The sequence below is a fragment of the Xanthomonas campestris pv. phormiicola genome (assembly GCA_025666215.1).
Classification (GTDB): Bacteria; Pseudomonadota; Gammaproteobacteria; order Xanthomonadales; family Xanthomonadaceae; genus Xanthomonas_A; species Xanthomonas_A campestris_A.
Genome location: CP102593.1, coordinates 1,476,082 through 1,499,295, shown reverse-complemented (window position 1 = coordinate 1,499,295; position 23,214 = coordinate 1,476,082). Strand labels below are relative to the sequence as shown.

Genomic DNA, 23,214 nt, shown 5'->3' with positions numbered 1-23,214 from the left:
GTCGTTGCACATGCAACCACGCGCACAGGCTTAACGGAATGTTGACATACTCGACGTATGTCGGTAATCCATGGCGACAGCCGCAACATTCGCCATACGCGCAACACCCGGGAGGGGGTGATGACGAATGCGGCGGCGCCGACTCTTCCCCCGCTATGGAGCCGCCCCGCCAATGACCCGCTCGTTCAGCCCTCTCGCGACTGCCATCGCTCTCGCCCTGACCGCATTCGCAACGCCCGCGCTCGCCCAGAGTTCTTCCGCCAGCGCACAGACGCTGGACACCGTGATCGTCACCGGCACCCGCGTGGCCGACCGCACCGTCGCCGAATCGGCCTCGCCGATCGACATCATCTCGCCGGAAATGCTGCAGTCCACCGGCACCACCGAACTGGCCACCGCGCTGTCGCGCGCGGTGCCGTCGCTGAACTTCCCGCGCCCGGCGATCACCGACGGCTCCGACGCGGTGCGCCCGGCGCAGCTGCGCGGGCTCTCGCCGGACCAGGTGCTGGTGCTGGTCAACGGCAAGCGCTACCACACCACCGCACTGGTCAACCTCAACGGCGCGCAGGGCCGCGGTTCGTCGCCGGCCGACCTCAACACCATTCCGATCGCCGCGGTCGAACGCATCGAGGTGCTGCGCGACGGCGCCTCGGCGCAATACGGCTCCGACGCCATCGCCGGGGTCATCAACATCGTGCTCAAGGGTAGCGGCGAAGGCGGCAGCATCGCCGCGCGCTACGGCAAGTACAGCGCCGGCGACGGCGAGCAGTACCAGCTGTCCGGCGACGCCGGGGTCAAGTTCGGCGAGAACGGCAGCGTGCATTTCGCCGCGCAGGGCGGCCACCAGGACCAGACCGACCGCGCCAAGCCGTACCAGGGCGAAGTGCAGCAGCGCTACGGCGACCCGGACGTCGACCAGGGCGCGTTCTCCTACAACGGCCAGTACAGCCCGGCCGAGTACCTGACCTTCTATTCCTACGGCATGCTCAGTCGCCGCGAAGTGCTGTCCAACGGCTACTTCCGCTGGTCCGGTGACAACCGCAACCGCCCCGAGATCTATCCGGACGGCTTCCTGCCGCAGATCTACAACGTCAGCAAGGACGTGTCCTGGGTCGGCGGCTTCAAGGCCAGCACCGAGGGCGGGCTGGGCATCGACATCAGCTACAACTACGGCCGCAACAACCTCAGCTTCGAGGTCAAGAACAGCCTCAACAACAGCCTGGGCACGACCAGTCCGACCGATTTCTATGCCGGCACCCTGGAAGTCACCCAGAACCTGCTCAACGCCGACTTCACCAAGTCGCTGGACGTCGGCCTGGCCTATCCGGTCACGCTGGCCTTCGGCGGCGAGTGGCGCGGCGAGAAGTTCAACGAATCGCCGGGCGACGTGGCCTCCTACATCAACGGCGGCGTGCCCTCGGCCAACGGCAGCCTGCTGCCGGGCGCGCAGGTGTTCGCCGGCTTCAAGCCCAGCGATTCGGGCCACTACGACCGCAACAGCTATTCGGCCTACGTCGATCTGGAAGGCGACATCACCGACAAGTTCTCCGCCGGCCTGGCCGGGCGCTACGAGAACTACAGCGATTTCGGCGACACCGGCACCGGCAAGCTGTCGTTGCGCTACGCGTTCACCGACAAGATCGCGCTGCGCGCCACCGCCTCCACCGGCTTCCGCGCGCCGTCGCTGCAGCAGCAGTATTTCCAGTCCATCGCCACCAACTTCATCAACGTCACCCAGGCCGACGGCAGCATCACCGCCACGCCGTTCGAGATCGGCACCTTCCGCACCGACAATCCGGCCGCGGTCGCGCTCGGCGCCGAACCGCTGAAGGCGGAGGAGTCGAAGAACTACGGCCTGGGCCTGGTGCTGCAGCCGGTCGATGCGCTGTACGTCACCGTCGACGCCTACCGCATCGACATCGACGACCGCATCGTGCTGTCGGAGAACCTGACCTCCACCGCGGTGCGCAACTACCTGCAGGCCAACGGCTATGCCGGCATCGGCGGCGGCCGCTACTTCACCAACGCGATCGATACCAAGACCCAGGGCATCGACGCGGTCGGCACCTACAAGATCGCGCTGAGCAGCAGCAATCTGGACCTGACCGCCGGCTACAACTACAACAAGACCGAGATCGAGAAGATCGCCGAAAACCCGGCGGTGCTGGAGGCGATCGACCCGACCGCGGTGCGCATCGGCCGCGCCGAGATCGGCCGCATCACCAAGGGCGCGCCGCGCGACAAGTTCTTCCTGAGCAGCGTCTGGGCGCCGGGCGATTGGGCGTTCACCGCCACCGCCACGCGCTGGGGCGAGTTCACCGACTTCGGCACCACCGCCGCGGCCGACCAGACCTATGCCGCGAAGTGGACGCTGGACCTGGCCGCCAGCTACAAGCTGGGCAACTGGGACTTCACCATCGGCGGCGACAACGTGCTAAACGAATATCCCGACCAGTCGCGCGCCGGCGCCGGCACCCGCACCTACCTGCCGTACAGCACCTCCTCGCCGTTCGGCTTCAACGGCGCATTCGCCTACGCCAACGTCAACTACAAATGGTGATGCGCGCGCAGCGGTGACCGATGCGGCACTCGCTGCCAGACAGAAAAAGCCCCGGTTCGCCGGGGCTTTTTTAGGGTGAGCCACGCGCAGGCCGGCGATCGCTGGTTAATCGGGGCGCGACGTCTACCGATTAATGTTAGCGGATAGCACGAATCAAGAACTGCAGGAAGTTACTTCTGTAGACAATCAGACAATCCCCAAACTATCAACGGCATATCGCTGCACGCCGTGTATCTACCGCATATTTGTCAACAGCTGGACGCTGCGACTCGCGTAAGGTGGAATGGCCTGAACGGCAGGCGCTAGACCCTTAGCAGGGGAAGGAAAAAGCTATGGAATGGAATATTTCGAAAATCGCGACGCTGGCGTCGGGAGCGTTGCTGTGCTCGGCGTTTGCCACCGCCGCTCATGCGCAGAGCTGCTGCCCCACGGGAGGCGGCAGCCAGATCGCCAGGCAAGGCTTGGGTGAAAGCGCACCGGCCGCAACCGATCTCTCGGCCAACGCGACCGTGAGCATCTACCAGTTCGAGCGCAACGGGGTGACCTATCTGCAGATCAACGACGCGAATGGACAGGTGCGTGGCGCGATCGGACGCATCGAGAACACCGCCTGGGTGACCCCGATGGGCAAGGACGTGGATCGGGTCAGCATCGTCGAGACGCTGGACTACAGCCGCGGCGGCGTGGTCTACGATGCGCGCTACTTCACCGTGCAGCGAGCCAGCACCACCAGCGGCGACGCGTGGACCGTCACCATCAAGAAGTGAGGGGACGCCGCTCCGACGGTTCGGAAACGAGGAAGCTGATCTTCAGCTCATGGCGGCGCCGGCAGGTGCCGTCATGGGCTTTCAACCGGCTCGCCAGCTCCCACTCGATCTCGTCCACGCGCTTGCGTGTGTCCTTGTCGACCAGCAGCGTCGGATCGGCGGCGATCGCCACCACCAGGCCGCGCCGGCCACGCGCTTTCCACACGCGCGCGGTGATCCGATGGCGGCTGCCGCTGGGCAACACTTCCATCGCGTTGAGCACGCAGCGGTAAGCCGCCAGCTGCAGGCCGATCGACAACTGCCGCGATTCGCCGCGCAGCCGCGTCTCCACCTCGGTGTCGCAGGCATTGGCGAAGGCGATGGAGTTCAGGGCGCCGTAGAGCCCGCGGGTCTCGATGTCCAGTGGATACAGCGCGGCGACGTAATCGTCCATCAACTGCGCCTGGATCACCCCGGTACGGTTCATCTCCATGGCCGCAGCGTAGTGGCCGCGCTCCTTCAGCGAGGAGGCGATATCGCGGCGCAGCTTGTTGAGATGGGTATGGATGTCAGTGTATTCGATCACCCGGTTGCGCAGCGTGCGCTCGGCGGACATGTAGCTGGCCTGCGCGACCTGCAGCGCCTGCTGCTCGGCATAGCCGAAGTGCCGCGCCTGGCGGAACGCGCTGGAAATCTTCACGCCGAGCACGAACAGCAGGGTCGCCGCGAACGCGACCAGCATCTGCACGTCGAACGTCTGCTGGTCGTAAGCGCCCGCATAGTTCGAGCGCGGCAGCGACATCGCGACCGCCAGATTGGCCAGCACCACGCCGACCGCCGAGCCGCGCCAGCCGTAGGACAGGGTGAGCCAGGCGCCCGGCACCAGCAACATCAGCAGGATGAACTGGTGTAGTAGACCCGGTGTCCGCATCGCCAGAGCAAAAATGCCGGCCACGGCGAGGACCGCGATCGCCGAGTCGCGTAGCAATTTTCTGGACAAGGATTTGTCGGCCTTGCGATGCAGCCACAGCAATGCCGGCAGGAAGAACATCAAAATACCCAGGTAGCTACCGATCCAGTACCTGACGCTGGTTTCCAGGGTGATGAAGGCGGCAGGCCCGTCCAACATCGCGTTGATCGCCTTGTTGACCAGCAAGCCCCACAGCCCCAGGCCCAGCGCGAGCAACGGCAACCAGCGCTGCACCACTGACGAAGCGGGAAAACGGCTACGGAAGGCCCACGGCAGCAACGCAAACAACGGTGCCGCCAGGAACGGGCTCAGGTACGCCCACACCTCGCTGACTCCGTCGTGGTTGGCCATCGGCACGCGCATCGTCAGCAACGCGGCGGCATCGCCCAGCAACACATAAGGCCAGAGCCGGTACGGCAGGAACAGCAACGCCGCCGCGCGCAGGCCGGCCGGCAGGAACCATTGGTCCATCGACCAGTGCCAGACGAACACGTAGAGCGCGCAATACGCCGCACTCAGGAGGATGCCGCCGGCGAATTTTTTCAGTGTAGCCATGCCACCTTGATCCTTGGCAGGACGCCTAATTGGCGCAAACATACATCACGGTGCGAACCCGCACAGTAGACAGTTTGCGGCGCGCAAGAAGGCGGCAACGCCTCGCGCGGCGCGGGTTTGCGGGGATCGCAGGGATACTGGGACAGGCTTCTCATTCGGCATGGTCCTGGATCCGCCCCATTTTGACGGTTTCACGTATCACGCACCCGTGAGAGTGTCGCCGATATTGGGCTGGCGGCGCATCCCCCCCCTTTCCACGCCCGCGCGGCACCGCCTGTCGGCGTTTTTGTCGGGGTGGCGCGGCTTTATCGCAATCGGACGGCACCGCCGTCGCTCGGCGGAGTGCGCCAGCGCGGGGCGATGGGAACGCGACGCATGTCCTGCCGCAGCGCCTCCGTTTCGGGTCTGGCACCGCGTCGCCGTGCGAACCGCAAGCGCCCGTTGCAGCGCAGACAGCCGGGCGGCGACAGCTGCCGCTTGGCGACCAGGCATGGCCATAGTCGCCCCGGCGCGCCAGCGGCCGCTACGCGACACGCACCGACGTGCCGTCCGCGACACCTGCTATCCGATACCACGGCCGACGCGCCGGATTTGCCGATAAAAGCCGCATCGGCCACACTCCAGGCATCCTTGTTCTGCGAATCTGCATGCATCACGACACCAGTCTCATCGACATCATCGCGGTCGGGCTCGCCCTCGCCTTCGTCCTCGGTACCCTCGCCCACCGGGTCAAGCTCTCGCCGCTGGTCGGCTATCTGGTGGCCGGCATCTGCGTCGGCCCGTTCACGCCCGGCTTCGTCGCCGACCAGGCGCTGGCCAACCAGCTGTCGGAACTGGGGGTGATGCTGCTGATGTTCGGCGTGGGCCTGCATTTCTCGCTCGAAGACCTGATGGAAGTGAAATGGATCGCGATCCCTGGCGCACTGGCGCAGATCGCGGTGGCCACCCTGCTCGGCTGGGGCCTGGCCTGGAGCATGGGCTGGCCGACCCTGCACGGGCTGGTGTTCGGCCTGGCGCTGTCGGTGGCCAGCACCGTGGTGCTGCTGCGCGCGATGGAGGAACGGCGGCTGCTGGAAACGCTGCGCGGGCGCATCGCGGTGGGCTGGCTGATCGTCGAGGACCTGGTGATGGTGCTGGCGCTGGTGCTGCTGCCGGCGCTGGCCGACGCGCTGGGCGGAAAGGGCGCCGACACCGGTTCGATCCTCGGCGCATTGGGCATCACCCTGCTGAAGATGGCCGCGTTCGTGGTGGTGATGCTGGTGGTCGGGCGCCGCGCGATCCCGTGGGCGCTGGAGAAGGTCGCCGCGACCGGCTCGCGCGAGCTGTTCACCCTGTCGGTGCTGGCGATCGCGCTGGGCGTGGCGTTCGGCTCGGCGACCCTGTTCGGGGTATCGTTCGCGCTGGGCGCGTTCTTCGCCGGCATGCTGCTGAAGGAATCGGAGCTCAGCCACAAGGCCGCCAGCGATTCGCTGCCGCTGCGCGATGCGTTCGCGGTGCTGTTCTTCGTCTCGGTCGGCATGCTGTTCGATCCGCACATCCTGCTCGAGCATCCGTGGCAGGTGCTGGCCACGTTCCTGACCATCACCGTGGGCAAGTCGCTGGCCGCGTTCGTGATCGTGCGCGCGTTCGGCCACCCCACCGGCATCGCCCTGACCATCTCCACCAGCCTGGCGCAGATCGGCGAGTTCTCCTTCATCCTGGCCGGGCTCGGGGTGAGCCTGGCGATCCTGCCCGAGACCGGGCGCGACCTGATCCTGGCCGGCGCGCTGCTGTCGATCATCGCCAACCCGCTGCTGTTCACCTGGCTGGACCGCTGGCAGGCCAGGCAGGCGGTGGAGGCGCCGGTGACGGTGCAAGCGGAACTGCCGCCGGGGCCGTCGCTGGACCTGGTCGACCACGCCATCGTGATCGGCTACGGCCGGGTCGGCAGCACCCTGGCCGCGGTGCTGCGCGAGCGCGGGGTGCCGGTGCTGGTGATCGACGACAACCGCGAGCACGTGGAACGCGCGCATGCCGACGGCATTCCCGGGATCCGCGGCAGCGCCGCCGCCGACCGGGTGCTGGCCGAGGCGCATCCGGAACAGGCCAAGATCGCGATCCTGGCGATCCCGCAGCCGCTGGAGGCCGGCGAAGCGCTGGCCAAGCTGCGCGCGCTGAATCCCGGGCTGACCCTGCTGGCCCGCGCGCACAGCGATGCCGAGGTCAAGCACCTGCTCGAGCACGGCGCCGACGGCACGGTGATGGCCGAGCGCGAGCTGGCCTATTCGCTGGCCGAGATGGTGATGGCGACGCCGCCTTACCGCGCCATGCGCGCCGTGCCGGGCTGAGGCTTGCGCGGCGTCCGTTCGCAGAAGCCCGCGCCACCGGCGCAAGCGCGCTGCATCCCGGCATAGGTGCCGGCGCGCACAAAAAACGTCTACGCGAATGCAGTGGCCGCCGCCGAAACCTACTTGATAACCATTATCGTTTAGGCCAGGATTGCAGCCCCTTCCCCAGCCCCGCTCGCCCTCCCCCATGGCTTGCAAGATCGGGTTGCTCAATTCGGTGCCCAGCCCGTTGCTGTGCGAGATGTTCGGCCACCTGGGCTACGACTTCGCGGTGCTCGACCTGGAGCACGTGCTGCGCTCGCCGGCCGAGCTGGAACACGCGATCCGCGCCTGCGAACTGGGCGGCTGCGAAGCCTGGGTGCGGGTGCCCGAGGTCGACGCCAAGCTGATCGGCCGGGTGCTCGACGCCGGCGCGCGCGGGGTGGTGCTGGCCGGACTGGACAGCGCCGAGCAGGCCGAACGCGCGGTCGCCGCCGCGCACTTCCCGCCACGCGGCCGGCGCGGCATCAGCGGCGGCCGCGTCACCGGCTTCGGCAACGTCGCCCTGGCCGACTACATCGAGCGCACCCGGCACACCCTGCGCGTGGTGCCGATGATCGAAAGCGCGGCCGGCGTGCGGGCGTTGCCGCAGATCCTGCAGGTGCCGGGCGTGTCGCTGGTGATGGAAGGCGCACTCGACCTGGCGCTGGACCTGGGGGTCGGCCCGCAGCCGAGCCATCCGCAGGTGTGGGCGCAGCTGCTGGCGATCGCCGCCGCCTGTCGCGACGCCGGCATCCCGTTCTGTCCCAATCCGCGCGATGCGGCGCAACGCCGGCACTGGCTGGCGCAGGCGGACCTGCAGTGGCTGTTCGCCGGCGAAGACCGCGCGCTGCTGCAATCCGCGCTGCGCCAGCACGCCGCCGAACTGCGCGCGCATTGATCCTTCGTTCCCCGGAGTCTTCGCCTTGACCGTTTCGCTTCCCCCCTCGTTGCTGGCCCTCGCCGTCGGCGCCGCCCTGCTCGCCCCGTCCGTGGCCAGCGCCCAACAGACCCAGCAGGCGCAGGACCCGCAGGACGCGGCGGCGCGGATCCGCCAGCTGGATACCGTGCAGGTGCAGGGCAGCCTGCTCGGCCGCTCCACCGTGCAGGACGTGCAGCATTACGCCGGCAGCCGCCAGGTGATCGACAGCGCGCAGCTGCGCAACGGCGCCAACCGCTCGCTGGACGACGCGCTGCAGCGCGTGCCGGGGATCAAGGTGTTCGACGAGACCGGCACCGGCGCGCTGCCGCAGATCATGCTGCGCGGCCTGTACGAGAGCCGCAGCGGCCGCGTGCAGGTGCTCGAAGACGGCATCCCGCTGGCACTGGCGCCGTACGGGCAGACCAGCCTGTCGCTGTTCCCGGTCGGCCTCAACCAGGTCGACCGCATCGACATCGTGCGCGGCGGCGCGGCGGTGCAGTACGGCCCCAACAACGTCGGCGGCGTGATCAACCTGATCAGTCCGGACATCCCCACGACCTGGACCACCACGCTCGGACAGAAGGTCACCGCCGGCGGCGCCGGGCACTACCTGGGCGACACCGCGATCAGCACCGGCGGCTACGCCAGCGACACCTTCGGCCTGCAGCTGGACGCGAACTGGACCAAGGGCGAGTACTGGCGCGAGCACAGCGACACCGACATCAAGAACCTGCGCCTGCGCGCCGAATGGTGGCTGGCGCCGGACAAGCTGCTCAAGGCCAGCGTGCAGCGCTACGTGGCCGACATGGACATGGCCGGCGCCCTGTCGACCGCCGACTATCTGCGCGATGCGCGCCAGTCGACGCGGCCGCTGGACGAGTTCACCGGCCGCACCACGCGCGCCTCGCTGGTCTACCAGCAGGACTTCGGCGACCTGGGGCCGTTCCAGGACCTGCGCCTGGACTGGAGCAACTTCAGCGCGCGCAGCAGCCGCAACTTCGTCGTCGGCATGCGCTCGGCGTCCAGCGAGACCTGGCGGGCGGATCTGCCGCCGCAATTGCGGCAGAGCGCGCCGCGCGATTTCAAGGTCTACGGCAGCGAGCCGCGGCTGAGCTGGAAGATGGACTCCGGTGCGGTGAGCCAGCAGTGGACCGTCGGCGCGCGCGCGATCAGCGAGGACATCGACTTCCTGGTCGGCAACACGCGGCTGAGCGACGGGCTGTACACCCTGGTGCGCGACTGGCGCTTCAAGGACCGCGGCGCCGCCGCCTACGTCAGCGATGCGATCGGCCTGGCCGACGACCGCGTCACCATCACCCCCGGGCTGCGCTACGAGCGGGTGGATTCGCGCTATTACAACCTCGCCAGCGGCGCCAGCACGCGCAACAAGACGAGCGATGTGTTGCCCAGTCTGACCCTGGGTTTCCAGGCCACGCCGCAGTGGTACCTGTACGCCGACGGGCAGCGCTCGCTGCGCGCGCCGCAGGTCACCCAGATCATCTATGGCGACAACCTCGATGCCGAGCTGGCCTGGAACTACGAGGCCGGCGCGCGCTACCAGCCCAACGAACGCACCCGCGTGCAGTTCGGCGGCTACCTGATCGACTTCGACCAGCAGATCCAGCTCGACAACACCACCCGTACCTATCGCAACCTCGGCAAGACCCGCCACCAGGGCGGCGAGCTGGAACTGCAATGGAGTCCGGCGCAGCTGCGCGCGCTGACTCTCAACGCCGGCTACGCCTATCTGGATGCGCGCCAGGAATCGGGTGCCTACGACGGCAAGCTGGTGCCCTACACCTCGCGCAACCAGCTCAGCCTCGGCGCGTCCTACCAGCCCGGTCACACCACCGTCGCAGTGTCCGGCTATTACTTCAGCCGCGCCTTCAGCGATGCCGCCAACAGCGTGCAGGAAAACGCGATCGGCTCGGTCGGCGAGCTGCCGGCGTACTGGGTCTGGAACGCGCAGCTGAGCCAGGTGCTCAGCGAGCGCGACAGCGGCAAGCTCAGCGCCTCGCTGGCGGTGAACAACCTGTTCGACCGCAAGTACTGGTACCGCGGCATCGACACCAGCCCGTGGGGCCGGCAGCCGGCCCCGGGCCGCAGCGTCACCGTCGGCCTGGAATACCGCTTCTGATCGCCGTTGCCGTCGGACGACGACGGTAGCGTTCGCAGCACCGCGCGCCAGCCGGCGCGCCACCGCCCGCGGGATACGCGGGCGCTTCCGGCGAACGCGGCCGCGTTCGCAGCACACCCAGCGCGCGCCCGATGCGTGCGCCAGGCAGTCCTCTATCGCCGCAGCCGCGGCTTGTGCTCCCCGTGTCCGCAGCTCGCGGCCGCGCGACGTCGCGCGCGTCCGTCCCCCGTCTTCCGAACGAGAACCGATCATGACCCCGCATGACGCTCCCCTGCTGATCCTGAGCCACGTCTGCCATCCGGCGGTGACCGATGGTTTCATTCCCGCGGCGCAACGCCTGGGCGTGCCGGTGCTGGTGTTGACCGACCACCGCCACGAGCACCTGGCGCACTTCCGCCGGCATCCGCCGGCGCTGCCGCTGCAGGTCCTGGAGTGCGACGTGTTCAATCCGCTCGGCGTGCTCGACCTGCTCAGCACCCTGCAAGTGCAGCCGCGCGCGGTGTTCAGCAACAGCGATCATCTGCAGACCAGCGCCGCGCTGGTCGCCGCTGCGCTGGAACTGCCGGGCAAGGACTGGCAGATCTGCTATGCGGCCAAGAACAAGGCCGCGATGCGCCAGCGGCTGCGCGCGCACGGGCTGCCGGCGCCGTGGTTCTGCAGCCTGGCGCCGGGCGCACCGCTGCCGGCGCAGGCGCCGTGGCCGCTGATCGCCAAGCCGCGCGAAGGCGTGGCCAGCCTGGACGTGCGCCACTGCGCCGATGCCGCCGCACTGCAGGCCTATCTCGACGATTTCTGGCAACGCCACCCGCAGCGCAGCGTGTTGCTGGAGGGCGTGCTGCAAGGTCCGTTGTTCACCGTGGAAACGCTCGGCGACGGGCAGCGTCTGCAGGCGCTGGGCGGCTTCGACGTGCGCCTGTCGCCGCCGCCGCACTTCGTCGAGTGCGAGGCCAGTTGGCGCGGCGACCCCGGCACGCCGGCGCTGCGCCAGGCGCTGGCGCAGCTGCAGGCGTTCGGTATCGGCTTCGGCGCCTGCCACAGCGAATTCATCCTCACCGCCGACGGGCCGGTGCTGGTGGAGATCAACTACCGCAGCATCGGCGACGGCCGCGAATTCCTGCTCGACCGCATGTTCGGCGGACGCTGGTTCGACAGCGTGCTCGGCCTGCATCTGGGGCAACCGTTGCCGACCCTGCGCGCGCAGCGCGAACACGCCCTGGTGCGCTACTACGTCGCCGCGAGCGAAGGCACCCTGGCCGCGGCCAGCGACGACCAGGCCTGCACCGACACGCACTGGGAGGCGCGCTACCGGCGCCTGCGGCAACCCGGCGACAGCATCCGCCTGAGCCACTCCAACAAGGACTATCTGGGCGCGCTGGACGTGCTCGCCGACGCCGCGCCCGACCTGCAACGCGCGCTTGCCGCCGCCGAGGCGCCGCTGCAATGGCGGATCGAGGCCAACGCCGGAGCGCAGCCATGAACCTGGACGACCGCCGCTATGTCGACCTGCGCATCATCGACGCCTGCCTGCGCGAAGACCTGCGCGGCATCGTCAGCCTCGGCAACGCCGCCGCGCCGTCGCCGGCGCTGCTGGCGGCATGGCCGGCGCCGCTGCCGAGCGCGACCTGGTGGCGCATCGCGCACCTGCCCGACGGCGAACTGTGGCTGCCGTTGCAACGCCGCGGCTACCTGCAGGACCTCAGCGCCTGCAGCGACGGCTGGCTGCTGCGCGACGGCGAGCGCATCGTCTTCGAATACGGCGCCGAAACCTGGTTGGCGCGGATCAGCGCCGGGCTGGACGCGGACACCCGGCGCCTGCACCGCGCCTATGCCGACGAAGCGCACTGCGCGGTAAGCCAGCGCGCCCTGGCGCGACAGGCCTACGCGCAACAACGCCCGCTGCTGGCCGCCGTGCTGGACGCGGCCGAGGCGCACGAACGCGCCTACCGCTGCGAGCAGCTGGCCAGCCATCGCGACCATCCGTTCTATCCGACCGCGCGCGCCAAGGTCGGACTGGACGACGCACAGCTGCCGCACTACGCGCCCGAGTTCGCGCCGTGCTTCGCGCTGCGCTGGCTGGCGCTGCCTGCAACGCAGGCGACGCGGACCACGCCGCCGCCGGCGTTCTGGCCGCGTCCGAGCATGCTCGGCCTGGCGCCGGCGCTGGACGCCAGCCACGTCGCCTGGCCGCTGCATCCGCTGACCTTCGCGCGCCTGGGCGAGGACGGCTTCGCGCTGCCCGACGGCGCGCGCGCCGCGCCGCAGCCCTGGCTGCAGGTGCGCCCGTCGCTGTCGGTGCGCACGGTGATCCCGCTGGAATACCCGGACCACCACCTCAAGCTGCCGCTGCCGATGCGCAGCCTCGGCGCGCTCAACCTGCGCCTGATCAAGCCGTCCACCCTGTACGACGGGCACTGGTTCGAACGCGTGCTGCGCGCCATCGCCGCGGACGATCCGGCCCTGGGCTCGCGCTACCTGCACGCGGACGAATCGCACGCCGGCCAGGTCGGCGAGGCGCGTCACCTGGCCTATCTGCTGCGCCGCTATCCGCCGCTGCCGGAGGCGACCCTGGTGCCGGTGGCCGGCCTGTGCGCCGCGATGCCGGACGGACGCGCGCTGGCGCTGCACCTGGCCGAGCGTTTCCATGGCGGCGACCTGCACGCGTGGTGGGACGCCTACCTCGGGTTGATGTGCCAGGTGCACCTGCGGCTGTGGCTGCGCTACGGCATCGCGCTGGAGGCCAACCAGCAGAACAGCGTGCTGATCTACGCCCCCGGCCGCGCACCGCGGCTGCTGCTGAAGGACAACGACGCGGCACGGGTGAAGCTGTCGCGGCTGTATGCGCAGCGGCCGCAGCTGGCGCAACTGGGGCCGCCGCGCGACGTGCGCATTGCGGTGGAGGACGAGGCCGCGCTGGCGCGGATGTTCTGCACCATCATCCTGCAGCTCGACCTGCAGGCGGTGCTGGAAGGCCTGGCCGAAGCGCAACCCGCGTTGCGCGCGCCGCTGTACGCGCAACTGCGCGCGCGCCTGCACGGCACGCTGCGCGAGCTGCATGGCGAAGGCATCGACACCGCCCCGGCGCAGGCGCTGCTGGCGGCGCCGCGGCTGCCGGTGAAGTACCTGCTCAGCGCCGGCAGCCTGCTCGGCAAGCAGATCACCGGCGCCGCCGACATCAACAAGTTCTATGGCGACAGCGCGCCCAATCTGCTGCGCGAAGAGTGCGCGACCGCGCCAGCGCCTGCTGTCGCGGCGCCAGCGCACGCCGCGTTCGCGCACGGAGCGCCGCGATGAAGCGGGTGCTCGGCCCGGTGCTGGCCGCGCACTACCTGGCCGCGTTCACCGCGCTGGGCATGCCGCTGTTCCTGCCGCAGGTGCTGCACCAGTTGGCGCCGGGCGCGGCGATCGGCTGGAGCGGCGTGCTGTACGTGCTGCCGACGCTGTGCACCGCGCTCACCGCCAGCGCCTGGGGCCGGCTGGCCGACCGCTACGGACGCAAGCGCTCGCTGCTGCGCGCGCAGCTGGGCCTGGCGCTGGGTTTCGCGATGGCCGGCTTCGCCCCCGACCTGGGCTGGCTGGTGGCCGGGCTGGTCGTGCAGGGCGCCTGCGGCGGCTCGCTGGCCGCGAGCAACGCCTATCTGACCACGCAGGCGCGGACCGGGCCGCTGGCGCGCGCGCTGGACTGGACCCAGTTCTCGGCGCGGCTGGCGATGGTCACTGCGCCGGCGTTGCTGGGCCTGGCCAGCGCGCTGGGTCCGGCGCAAGCGCTGTACCGCTATCTGGCGCTGCTGCCGCTGCTCGCCTTCGCGCTGAGTTGGCGACTGCCCGCCGATCCGCCGCGGCCACGCCATGCCACGGCGACGACGCATGCCGACATGCACGACGACCGCGGCCGCCGTCGCCAGCGCTGGGCGCTGTGGAGCACGCAGTTCCTGTTCTGCCTTGCGATGGTGGTGACCTTTCCGTACTTCCTGCCGTACGCGCAGGCGCAGGGCATCGGCAACGCCGCCGCCGCAGGCCTGCTGTACAGCCTGCCGCACCTGGTCTACCTGGTGCTGCTGCCGTGCTGGCGCGGCCGCGAGCACGGCGCCTCGCCGCTGCCGGCCGGGCTGGCGCTGTTCGCGCTGGCCTGCCTGCTGCAGGCGGTGCTGCACGCGCCGGCGTGGCTGATCGCCGCGCGCCTGCTGTTCGGCGTAGGCATGTGGATGGCGCTGCGCGGACTCAACCGCAGCCTCGCCGGCGTCGCCAACGCGCACGCCGCCGGGCGGCTGTTCGGACGCTTCGATGCGTTCGGCAAATACGCCGGCGTGGCCGGCGGCGCGCTCGCCGGCGCCCTGGTGCAACACCACGGCCTGGCCGTGCCATTTCTCGCGGCCGCTGCGGCGGCCCTGCTGGCGCTGGCGCCGGCCCTCTCGCTCACTTCCGTAAGGAGAACCGCGCATGTCCCAGCTCGCGACGCATGACCCGCTGCACGACCCGTGGTACGACAGCCTGGCGCAAGCGCAGGCGATCACCTGCTGGCTCAACTGCTACCTGCGCGAAGTGGCGATCGGCCGCGGCCAGGCCGAGTTCGACTACCGCGGCCTGGACCGTCCCGGGATCGCCGGCGCCGGCGAGCGCTGGCTGCGCCTGCGCCTGCCCTCGGGCGCCGCGCTGTGCATCCGCCTGGCGCAGGCCGACACGCTGGGCCGCTGCCGCTTCGGCTCGGCGCCGTACCTCAAGGCCAACGCACAGCCGTGGCACTGCCTGGACGCGGCGGCGCTGGTGCGCCTGCTGCTGCAGGAACTGGCCGACGGCGAGGCGTTCAACGCCGAATTGCTGGCGCAAAGCGACAACAGCATCGCAGTGACCGCGCAGTTGCTGCGCTGCGCCGAGGCCGCCGCGCCCAGCGGCGAGGCGATGATCGATGCCGAGCAATCGATGCTGTGGGGACACGCCCTGCACCCGACGCCGAAGAGCCGCGAAGGCGTGCCGCTGGCGCAGGTGCTGGCCTGTGCGCCGGAGGCGCGCAGCCGGTTCCCGCTGTTCTGGTTCCGCATCGACCCGCGCCTGTACCGCGCGCAGGGCCAGGACGTGCGCGCCACGCTGGCGCAGGCCGGCGGTGCAGCGGATCTGTATCCGTGCCATCCATGGGAAGCCGAGCGCGTGCTCGCGCACCCGCTGCTGCGCCAGGCACAGGCGCGCGGCTGGATCGAACCGCTGGGCGAACGCGGCCTCGCGCTGCGCCCGACCTCGTCGGTGCGCACGCTCTACCACGCCGAACTGGACTACTTCCTCAAGCTGTCGGTGCACGTGCGGCTGACCAACTGCGTGCGCAAGAACGCCTGGTACGAACTGGAAAGCGCGGTCGCGCTGACCCGCCTGATGGCGCCGGCCTGGCGCGAACTGGCGCAGCGCGTGCCGGGCTTCCAGGTATTGCTGGAACCGGCCGCCACCGATCTGGATTTCTCGGCGCTGGGCGGCGATGCGCAGGCCTGCCGCGACCTGGGCGAAAGCTTCGGCATGCTCTACCGGCAGGCGATCCCGGCGCCGCAACGGCTGCGCTTCCAGCCGCAGGTGGCCGGCGCCTTGTTCACCCGCGATGCGCGCGGCAACGCCGCCTGCGCGGCGCCGCTGCAGGCGCTGGCACCGCGCTACGGCAGCCTGGATGCGGCCACCGCGGCCTGGTTCCATGCCTATGCGCGGCTGCTGCTGGACGGCGTCTGGAGCGCCTGGTTCGACTACGGCATCGTGCTCGAGCCGCACCTGCAGAACACCGTGATCGGCTGCGTGGACGGCCTGCCGGCGCGGGTCTGGATCCGCGACCTGGAAGGCACCAAGCTGCTGCCGGCGCGCTGGCCGGCCGCGCGCCTGCACGGGATGTCCGAAACCGCGCGGCAGTCGCTGTACTACAGCGCCGAACAGGGCTGGAACCGCATCGCCTACTGCGCGCTGGTCAACAACCTGGCCGAGGCGATCTTCCATCTGGCCGACGGCCACGAGCGCCGCGAACGGCAACTGTGGCGGATCGTCGGCGAGATCGCGCAAGCCTGGCAACAGCGCCACGGCACCCAGCCGGCGCTGCAGGCACTGCTCGACGGCGCGCCGCTGCCGGCCAAGAACAACCTGCGCCTGCGCCTGCTGCAACGCGCCGACCGCCATGCCGACTACACCCTGCTGCCCAACCCGATCGCGCTGCCGGCGCAGCGGCAGGCCGCGGCATGAGCCTGCACATCGATCCGGCGCCACTGGCGGCGGCGCTGACCCAGCTGCGCGAACGCGGCGACGGTCCGCTGTGCGCCTACGTCTACGACCTGGCCGCGCTGCGCCGCCACGCCGCGGCGCTGCGCGCGCAGCTGCCCGCCGGGTGCGAGTTGTATTACGCGGCCAAGGCCAACGCCGAGCCGCCGCTGCTGCGCACGCTGGCGCCATGGGTGGACGGCTTCGAGGCGGCGTCCGGCGGCGAACTGCAATGGCTGCGCGAACACCAGCCGGGACGGCCGCTGCTGTTCGGCGGTCCCGGCAAGCTCGACGCCGAACTGCAGCTGGCGGTGTCGATCTCCGAGTGCACGCTGCACGTGGAGAGCCTGGGCGAACTGCAGCGGCTGGCGCGCATCGCCGCGCAGGGCGCGCGCCGCGTGCCGGTGTTCCTGCGCATGAACATCGCCGTGCCCGGCCTGCAGGGCACGCGGCTGGTGATGGGCGGGCGGCCGTCGCCGTTCGGGCTCGACGTCCTCGACCTGGATGCGGCCATGCGACTGCTGCGCGAGGCCCCGGCACTGCAGCTGGCCGGCTTCCACTTCCACCTGATGTCGCACCAGTGCGACGCGCAGGCGCAACTGCGCCTGGTCGCCAGCTACCTGCGGACCGTGCAGGGCTGGCGCCAGGCCTATGCGCTGGGCCCGTTGACGGTGAACGCCGGCGGCGGCTTCGGCGTGAACTACGCCGACCCGGCGGCCTCGTTCGACTGGTCCGGATTCTGCACCGGCCTGCCGGCGTTGCTGCGCGCGCACGGCGACGGCCTGCGCCTGCGCCTGGAGCCGGGCCGCTACGTCAGCGCCGGCTGCGGCTGGTACCTGATGGAGGTACTCGACATCAAGCGCAGCCATGGCGAATATTTCGCCATCGGCCGCGGCGGCACCCATCACTTCCGCACCCCGGCCGCGCAAGGCCACGACCATCCGTTCCTGGTGCTGCGCGGCGATCGGGCCCCGCTGCTGCGCAAGACGCGGGTGACCCTGGTCGGCCAGCTGTGCACGCCCAAGGACGTGCTGGCGCGCGCGCAACCGGTCGCGGCGCTGGCGCCGGGCGACTGCCTGGCATTCCCGCTGGCCGGCGCCTACGCCTGGAACATCTCGCACCAGCGGTTCCTGATGCACCCGCCGCCGCAGATGCTGTTCGTGGATGCCGCGGGCGAAGGCCGTTCACCGGCCAGGGGTACGTCCTAAGCCTGCACCGGACGCCGGCTCGGCAGCAGCGCCGCCACGATGCCCAGCAGCGGCAGGTAGGACATCGCCTGGTACACGAACACGATGCCCTCGCGGTCGGCGAGCAGGCCGAGCACCGCCGCGCCCAGCCCGCCCATGCCGAAGGCGAAGCCGAAGAACAGCCCGGAGATGGTGCCGATGCGGCCGGGCATCATTTCCTGCGCATAGACCAGGATCGCCGAGAACGCCGAGGACAGCACGAAGCCGATCAGCACGGTCAGCGCGGTCGCCGCGTGCAGCCCGACATACGGCAGCGCCAGCGCGAACGGCGCCACGCCCAGGATCGACACCCAGATCACCGGCTTGCGCCCGATCCGGTCGCCGACCGGGCCGCCGATCAGCGTGCCCAGCGCCGAGGCCAGCAGGAACGCGAACAGGTGCAACTGCGCGCTCTGCACCGACACCCCGAAGCGCTGGATCAGGTAGAACGTGTAGTAGCTGCTCAGCCCGGCGATGTAGAAATACTTGGAGAAGATCAGCAGCAGCAGGATCGCCACGATCCGCAGCACGGTCTTGCGCGGCAATGCCGGCGCCGTGGCGGCGGGCCGCGGCGCGGCCCGCACCGCCTGCAGGTGCAGCGCGTACCAGCGCCCGACGTAGGACAGCAGGGCGATCCCGAGCAGCGCCGCGGCGCCGAACCAGGCCACGGCATGGCGGCCGTTGGGCACGATCACCGCCGCGGCGATCAGCGGCCCCAGCGCGGTGCCGGTGTTGCCGCCGACCTGGAACACCGACTGCGCCAGCCCATGCCGCCCGCCCGAGGCCAGCCGCGCGATGCGCGAGGATTCGGGATGGAAGATCGCCGAGCCGATCCCGACCAGCGCCGCGGCCAGCAGCACCATCGCGAAGCTCGGCGCATACGCCAGCAGCAGCAGGCCGCACAGGGTCGAGGTCATGCCCAGCGGCAGCGAGTACGGCGCCGGGCGGCGATCGGTGCGCAAGCCGATCAGCGGCTGGAACAGCGAGGCGGTCAGCTGGTAGGTCAGGGTGATCAGCCCGACCTGGGCGAAGCTGAGCTGGAACTGGCCCTTCAGCACCGGGTACAGGGCCAGGATCAGCGACTGCATCATGTCGTTGATCAGGTGCGAGGAGGTGATCGCGGCAAGGACCCCGGCCACTACCGGGCGCGGCGTGGCGGCGGCAGGAACGGTGGCGGCGGCAGGGCGCAGACTCGACATGGCGGACCGGTCAGTGAGGGCTCGGCGCGCATGGTAGACTGACCCGCTTCGACCTTCCTGCGCAACATGCCCACCACTCGTCGAGAAAAGGACAGTGCCAGCGCCACGGCGCCGCACGCGTGGAGCGTGGACGACGCGCCCGCCGACGTGGTGTGCAAGGCCACCGACTATCCCAGCGAGACCGCCATCGCCCCGCACCGGCACGCACGCCACCAGTTGGTCTACGCGCTGTACGGGCTGATGGTGGTGCGTTCCGGCCAGGGCCACTGGGTGGTGCCGAGCACGCGCGCGCTGTGGATGCCGGCCGGCACCGTGCACAGCGTGCGCTGCGTCGGCACGCTGGGCATGCGCAGCCTGTACATCCGCCCCGGCGCGATCGCCGGCATGCCGGCGCAGCCGTCGGTGATGGCGGTGGAGCCGCTGCTGGAAGCGCTGATCCGCAGCGCTGCCAGCGTGCCCTGGGACTACCCTGCCGACTCGCGCGACGGGCGCCTGATGCGGCTGATCCTGGACGAGCTGCACGCGCTGCCGGCGCTGCCGCTGCACCTGCCGCAAGCGCAGGATCCGCGCCTGCTGCGCATCGCCGCCGCGCTCGATGCCGACCCGGCCGACGCCACCACCCTGCACGCCTGGGCGGCGCGGCTGGGCGTGGACGTCAAGACCATCCAGCACCTGTGCCGGCGCGAGCTGCAGATGAGCTTCGGCCAATGGCGACAGCAGCTGCGCCTGCTGCGCGGGCTGGAACGCCTCGCCGCCGGCGACCGCATCATCGACGTGGCGATCGAGCTCGGCTACGACAGCCCCAGCGCGTTCACCGCGATGTTCAAACGCCAGTTCGGCCAGCCGCCGAGCCAGTTCTTCCGCTAGCGGCGCCGAGAGCGAAGCGGCGGCGGCGCATCGACGCCGCACTCGCTGCCGACCCGGCCGATGCCACCGCCGTGCACGAGCGGGCCACGCCGCCAGGCGCGGACGTCAACACCATCCAGCGCCGGTGCCGGCCGTCGCGCTGCGGATCAGGCAACGGGCTGGGATCTGGAGAGGGCGGACGCGCGGCGTTCGCTGATGCGTTCGACCGTCTGCATGTGTTCCGTGCCCCACGCGCACAGCCCGCCCAGCGCAGTCGCCAGGGATTGCCCGAACGGCGTCAGCGAGTATTCGACCTTGGGCGGGATTTCCTGGAAGTCGATGCGCGCCACGATTTCGTCGCGCTCCAGCTCCTTGAGTTGCTGGATCAGCACCTTGTCGGTCACCCCGCCGATCGCGCGCCGCAACTCGCCGTAGCGGTGGACATCCTTGGCCAGGTTGTACAGGACCAGGGGTTTCCATTTGCCGCCAAGCATGGCCAGGGCGGCCTCGAGCCCGCAGCTGAAACGGGTGGTGTTGGCCATGATGTCGATCGCTCCCGAGGTACTTACCTAATGGTGCATACTATTCAAAATAATAGCCCGGATCTACAGTTGCGCCTCACCATTCTCTGGAGTGCGTCATGGGCAGGCTCAACGGCAAGATTGCAGTGGTTACCGGCGGCAACAGCGGCATCGGCCTGGCGAGCGCGATTCGCTTTGCGGCCGAAGGCGCCCAGGTCGTCATCGTGGGACGCCGCCAGGAAGAACTGGACAAGGCGCTGCGCCTGATCGGTGCCGACGCCATCGCCATTCAGGGCGACATTGCGAAACTGGACGATCTGGACCGCGTCTTCGCCCAGGTCGAAGCCGCCAGGGGCCGCATCGACGTGTTGTTCGCCAATGCGGGGCTGGGCGACTTCCAGCCGCTGGGATCGATCACCGAAGACTCCTTCGACCGCACCTTCGGCATCAACGTCAAGGGCACGCTGTTCACCGTGCAAAAGGCATTGCCGCTGATGCGCGCCGGCGGTTCGGTGATCCTCACCGGCTCCACTACCGGCAGCATGGGCACACCGGCATTCAGCGTGTACAGCGCCACCAAGGCCGCACTGCGCAATTTCGCCCGGAGCTGGGCGCTGGACCTGAAAGGCACCGGCATTCGCGTCAACGTGCTGTCGCCCGGGCCGATCTCGACACCGGGCCTGGATCTGGCGCTGTCCGGCACCGGCCAGCAGGAGGCGATCATCGAGGGCATGACCGCGCAGATCCCCTTGGGCCGGATCGGCCGGGCGGAAGAAGTCGCGGCGACGGCGTTGTTCCTGGCGTCGGACGAGAGCAGCTTCATGACCGGCAGCGAAGTGTTCGTGGATGGAGGATTCGCCCAGGTTTGAGTGCGGCGCGCGCTGCCGATGCGTTCCGCCGGGTTCCTCCACTGGCGGCACTGGTTCGTGATATGTGTCACGGTTCGCTCAGGTACGCAGGCGCAGGATGCGCGCACCACCCGACCGGACCACCGCCATGACCCGTTCCGCCACCCTCGCCGCCTGCCTGCTGCTAAGCCTGACCGCCGCGCCACTGCTGGCCGCTGCCGCGCCCAGGCAGCAGACCGCACAGCAGTCGCTGATGGCCCAGTGCTCGGCCCAGAACAAGGGCAAGAAAGGCGACGACTACAAGAGCGCGCAGAAGGCCTGCCTCAGCGGCGGCAGTGCGGCGCCGGCGTCCGGCAACGCCTCGCAGCAGCGGATGAAGGATTGCAACGCCAAGGCGGCCACGCAGAAGCTGCAGGGCGATGCGCGCAAGAGCTTCATGAGCGGCTGCCTGAAGAAGCAGTGATCTGCGGGCGAACGCGCCGTGGACGCGACCTGCGCACAGGCCGCGTCCAGCGCCTGCCAATGCTAAGCCGCAGGATCGGCGACGCGGTCCGCTGACGCGATGCGGTCGCTCTGCGCCGCCGCATGCTCCACGGCCGCATGCTCGACAGGGACATGCTCGACAGGGATCGGCACGTAGTCCTCGCTGAAGGCGACCTCGCCCGGCGTCCACCCGGCGCGGCGCCGCACCGCGCCCCAGAACCGCTTCAAGCCCTCCAGTTGCAACGCGACCAGCCCGAGCTCGTTGTCGCGATCCACCATCGGGTCGCCGACCCCGGTGGGACGCAGCGGCTCGCCGTACAACGCGGTGCCGAACAGCACGTCCCAGAACGCGAACACCTGGCCGAAATTGCAGTTGTGCAGGTTCGGCCGCTGCGGATCCACGCGCATGTGGTGCAGGCGATGGAAGCGCGGATCGACCAGGATCTTCTCCAGCACCGGTCCGAACCCGAAGCGCACGTTGGCGTGCGACAGGTTCTGCACCAGTTCGCCGAGCAGCATCAGCCAGGCGAACTCGTCGGCGGCGATGCCGAACGCCACGCCCACCGCGGCCAGCACGAACGATTGCAGCGCACCGTCCAGATAGTTGCTGCGGTCGTTGGCCCAGCAGCTGAGCTGGCGCTGGCTGTGGTGCATGCTGTGCATCGCCCACCACCACGGCAGCCAGTGCTGGACCCGGTGCATCCAGTAGTAGGTGAAGTCGTAGGCCAGGTAGTACAGCGCGAACAAGACCAGCGGATGCCGGTCCAGCCACGGCCAGGCGTGGCGCAGGCCGAACGCCGGCGCCGACGCCGACGCGGCGCTCGCGTCGGCGCCGCCCAGCGCATTGGCCAGCGGGGTCAGGATCAGGAACGAGAACAGCGGGAACACCCCGACCAGCATCAGCCAGGTGTAGTGGAAGTCGATCCTGGCCAGGCGCCGGTGCTCCCAGCGCTCGGCCGGCCACAGGCTTTCCAGCGGGCGGAACAGCACGCCGATGATGCACAGCTGCAGGGCTGCGATCAGCAACGATGCGGCAATCTCGCGCGGATCGTCGCTGAGGCCGGTCAGGTGCAGCGTCGCCAGCAGCGGCGCAACGCCATGGTCGGCCACCTCGGTGACCAACTGCGACCAGACCTGTGACGGGAATGACATCGGCGATGGCTCCATGGCACCGGGATCGTCTGTCCACCCTCGCAATGCCGTCTTTCCATCGCCTTTCGCCACTGTCCCCCGCCAGCACCCGGCCGTCACCCTGGGCAACGGCCTGAGGCTCGCCGCAGGCAGCCACGGCAGCGCATGGCGGGACGGCGCTGTCGCTTGCAACGCGCGAGCGCCGACCATCGCGTCGGGGCCGTCGCCAGATGGCGGCAAGCCCACGCACCATCGCGCTGCAAGGCCTCGTGGCGCCCTTACGCACCATCCGGGTGCAGCAACGATGGGCGTACGGTGCTGCGCCGCACGGCCGAAAGCGGCCTGGTGCCCAGCCCCAGCCAGGGAGCCAGCCCTGCTACGGCCAGGCCTTCCGAAGGCTTGCGCATGCACAACGTAAATACAGCGTGATGACCTTGGCGACAGCGCGATTTTCACTGCACAACGCGACAAACTCCCGACAATTCTCTCGTTCGGGCGGTGATGGAAGC

At 69.6% G+C, this 23,214-nt stretch carries 17 protein-coding genes; 13 read left to right on the top strand and 4 right to left on the bottom strand.

The window, feature by feature from the left end:
* Positions 1-172 precede the first annotated feature (172 nt).
* On the top strand, positions 173-2,560 hold the full coding sequence (locus NRY95_06155; GenBank protein UYC17538.1) for a TonB-dependent receptor: 2,388 nt from the start codon (positions 173-175) through the stop codon (positions 2,558-2,560).
* A 509-nt stretch (positions 2,561-3,069) separates the two neighbouring features.
* Positions 3,070-3,327 carry a hypothetical protein gene (locus tag NRY95_06150; GenBank protein UYC17537.1) on the top strand — a complete coding sequence of 86 codons (258 nt, stop codon included), beginning with the start codon at positions 3,070-3,072 and terminating at the stop codon, positions 3,325-3,327.
* Here the strand turns inward: NRY95_06150 and NRY95_06145 are convergent.
* The gene (locus NRY95_06145; protein UYC17536.1) at positions 3,317-4,831 is read right to left on the bottom strand and encodes an MASE1 domain-containing protein; all 1,515 of its coding nucleotides are present in this window, start codon (positions 4,829-4,831) and stop codon (positions 3,317-3,319) included. The two genes, NRY95_06150 and NRY95_06145, sit on opposite strands and share 11 nt — an antisense overlap.
* A 647-nt stretch (positions 4,832-5,478) precedes the next feature.
* Between NRY95_06145 and NRY95_06140 the strand changes: the two genes are divergently transcribed.
* The 8 genes from NRY95_06140 (at position 5,479) to NRY95_06105 (ending at position 17,659) form a co-directional block, all read left to right on the top strand.
* Positions 5,479-7,158: a Kef family K(+) transporter gene (locus NRY95_06140; GenBank protein UYC17535.1), complete on the top strand. Its 1,680-nt coding sequence runs from the start codon at positions 5,479-5,481 to the stop codon at positions 7,156-7,158.
* Between the two features lie 187 nt (positions 7,159-7,345).
* Complete coding sequence (locus NRY95_06135; protein ID UYC17534.1) at positions 7,346-8,077, top strand: aldolase/citrate lyase family protein; 732 nt, start codon at positions 7,346-7,348, stop codon at positions 8,075-8,077.
* Between the two features lie 91 nt (positions 8,078-8,168).
* Positions 8,169-10,235: a TonB-dependent siderophore receptor gene (locus NRY95_06130; GenBank protein UYC18520.1), complete on the top strand. Its 2,067-nt coding sequence runs from the start codon at positions 8,169-8,171 to the stop codon at positions 10,233-10,235.
* Positions 10,236-10,485: 250 nt separating this feature from the next.
* Positions 10,486-11,712 carry a siderophore biosynthesis protein PvsA gene (locus NRY95_06125; GenBank protein ID UYC17533.1) on the top strand — a complete coding sequence of 409 codons (1,227 nt, stop codon included), beginning with the start codon at positions 10,486-10,488 and terminating at the stop codon, positions 11,710-11,712.
* Entirely contained in the window at positions 11,709-13,526 is a 1,818-nt protein-coding gene (locus NRY95_06120) for an IucA/IucC family siderophore biosynthesis protein (GenBank protein ID UYC17532.1), read from the top strand. Before NRY95_06125 ends, NRY95_06120 begins: the two co-directional genes overlap by 4 nt.
* A complete protein-coding gene (locus NRY95_06115; protein ID UYC17531.1) occupies positions 13,523-14,695 on the top strand; it encodes an MFS transporter in 1,173 nt (390 codons plus the stop codon). The genes NRY95_06120 and NRY95_06115 overlap by 4 nt, the downstream gene beginning before the upstream one ends.
* A complete protein-coding gene (locus NRY95_06110; protein ID UYC17530.1) occupies positions 14,673-16,436 on the top strand; it encodes an iron transporter in 1,764 nt (587 codons plus the stop codon). The genes NRY95_06115 and NRY95_06110 overlap by 23 nt, the downstream gene beginning before the upstream one ends.
* Entirely contained in the window at positions 16,433-17,659 is a 1,227-nt protein-coding gene (locus tag NRY95_06105; protein UYC17529.1) for a type III PLP-dependent enzyme, read from the top strand. Before NRY95_06110 ends, NRY95_06105 begins: the two co-directional genes overlap by 4 nt.
* Here NRY95_06105 and NRY95_06100 read toward each other — a convergent pair.
* Positions 17,656-18,768 carry an MFS transporter gene (locus tag NRY95_06100; GenBank protein ID UYC18519.1) on the bottom strand — a complete coding sequence of 371 codons (1,113 nt, stop codon included), beginning with the start codon at positions 18,766-18,768 and terminating at the stop codon, positions 17,656-17,658. The genes NRY95_06105 and NRY95_06100 overlap by 4 nt on opposite strands.
* Positions 18,769-19,002: 234 nt before the next feature.
* Between NRY95_06100 and NRY95_06095 the strand changes: the two genes are divergently transcribed.
* Complete coding sequence (locus NRY95_06095; protein UYC17528.1) at positions 19,003-19,743, top strand: helix-turn-helix transcriptional regulator; 741 nt, start codon at positions 19,003-19,005, stop codon at positions 19,741-19,743.
* 146 nt (positions 19,744-19,889) lie between these two features.
* Here NRY95_06095 and NRY95_06090 read toward each other — a convergent pair whose 3' ends face one another.
* Entirely contained in the window at positions 19,890-20,264 is a 375-nt protein-coding gene (locus tag NRY95_06090) for a helix-turn-helix transcriptional regulator (protein UYC17527.1), read from the bottom strand.
* 98 nt (positions 20,265-20,362) lie between these two features.
* Here NRY95_06090 and NRY95_06085 point away from each other — a divergent pair, with 98 nt between their 5' ends.
* Together NRY95_06085 and NRY95_06080 are read left to right on the top strand one after the other, a co-directional pair.
* Complete coding sequence (locus NRY95_06085; GenBank protein ID UYC17526.1) at positions 20,363-21,112, top strand: SDR family oxidoreductase; 750 nt, start codon at positions 20,363-20,365, stop codon at positions 21,110-21,112.
* 127 nt (positions 21,113-21,239) lie between these two features.
* A complete protein-coding gene (locus NRY95_06080) occupies positions 21,240-21,554 on the top strand; it encodes a PsiF family protein (GenBank protein UYC17525.1) in 315 nt (104 codons plus the stop codon).
* Between the two features lie 62 nt (positions 21,555-21,616).
* Here NRY95_06080 and NRY95_06075 read toward each other — a convergent pair whose 3' ends face one another.
* Positions 21,617-22,726: a sterol desaturase family protein gene (locus NRY95_06075; GenBank protein UYC17524.1), complete on the bottom strand. Its 1,110-nt coding sequence runs from the start codon at positions 22,724-22,726 to the stop codon at positions 21,617-21,619.
* Between the last annotated feature and the right edge of the window lie 488 nt (positions 22,727-23,214).

Excerpts from the sequence above, each read along its gene's own strand:
- NRY95_06140 (UYC17535.1), top strand. The coding sequence starts at position 5,479 with ATGCATCACGACACCAGTCTCATCGACATCATCGCGGTCGGGCTCGCC.
- NRY95_06155 (UYC17538.1), top strand. The coding sequence starts at position 173 with ATGACCCGCTCGTTCAGCCCTCTCGCGACTGCCATCGCTCTCGCCCTG.
- NRY95_06080 (UYC17525.1), top strand. The coding sequence starts at position 21,240 with ATGACCCGTTCCGCCACCCTCGCCGCCTGCCTGCTGCTAAGCCTGACC.
- NRY95_06075 (UYC17524.1), bottom strand. The coding sequence starts at position 22,726 with ATGTCATTCCCGTCACAGGTCTGGTCGCAGTTGGTCACCGAGGTGGCC.
- NRY95_06110 (UYC17530.1), top strand. The coding sequence starts at position 14,673 with ATGTCCCAGCTCGCGACGCATGACCCGCTGCACGACCCGTGGTACGAC.
- NRY95_06085 (UYC17526.1), top strand. The coding sequence starts at position 20,363 with ATGGGCAGGCTCAACGGCAAGATTGCAGTGGTTACCGGCGGCAACAGC.
- NRY95_06145 (UYC17536.1), bottom strand. The coding sequence starts at position 4,831 with ATGGCTACACTGAAAAAATTCGCCGGCGGCATCCTCCTGAGTGCGGCG.
- NRY95_06105 (UYC17529.1), top strand. The coding sequence starts at position 16,433 with ATGAGCCTGCACATCGATCCGGCGCCACTGGCGGCGGCGCTGACCCAG.
- NRY95_06120 (UYC17532.1), top strand. The coding sequence starts at position 11,709 with ATGAACCTGGACGACCGCCGCTATGTCGACCTGCGCATCATCGACGCC.
- NRY95_06115 (UYC17531.1), top strand. The coding sequence starts at position 13,523 with ATGAAGCGGGTGCTCGGCCCGGTGCTGGCCGCGCACTACCTGGCCGCG.
- NRY95_06135 (UYC17534.1), top strand. The coding sequence starts at position 7,346 with ATGGCTTGCAAGATCGGGTTGCTCAATTCGGTGCCCAGCCCGTTGCTG.
- NRY95_06090 (UYC17527.1), bottom strand. The coding sequence starts at position 20,264 with ATGGCCAACACCACCCGTTTCAGCTGCGGGCTCGAGGCCGCCCTGGCC.
- NRY95_06125 (UYC17533.1), top strand. The coding sequence starts at position 10,486 with ATGACCCCGCATGACGCTCCCCTGCTGATCCTGAGCCACGTCTGCCAT.
- NRY95_06100 (UYC18519.1), bottom strand. The coding sequence starts at position 18,768 with ATGATGCAGTCGCTGATCCTGGCCCTGTACCCGGTGCTGAAGGGCCAG.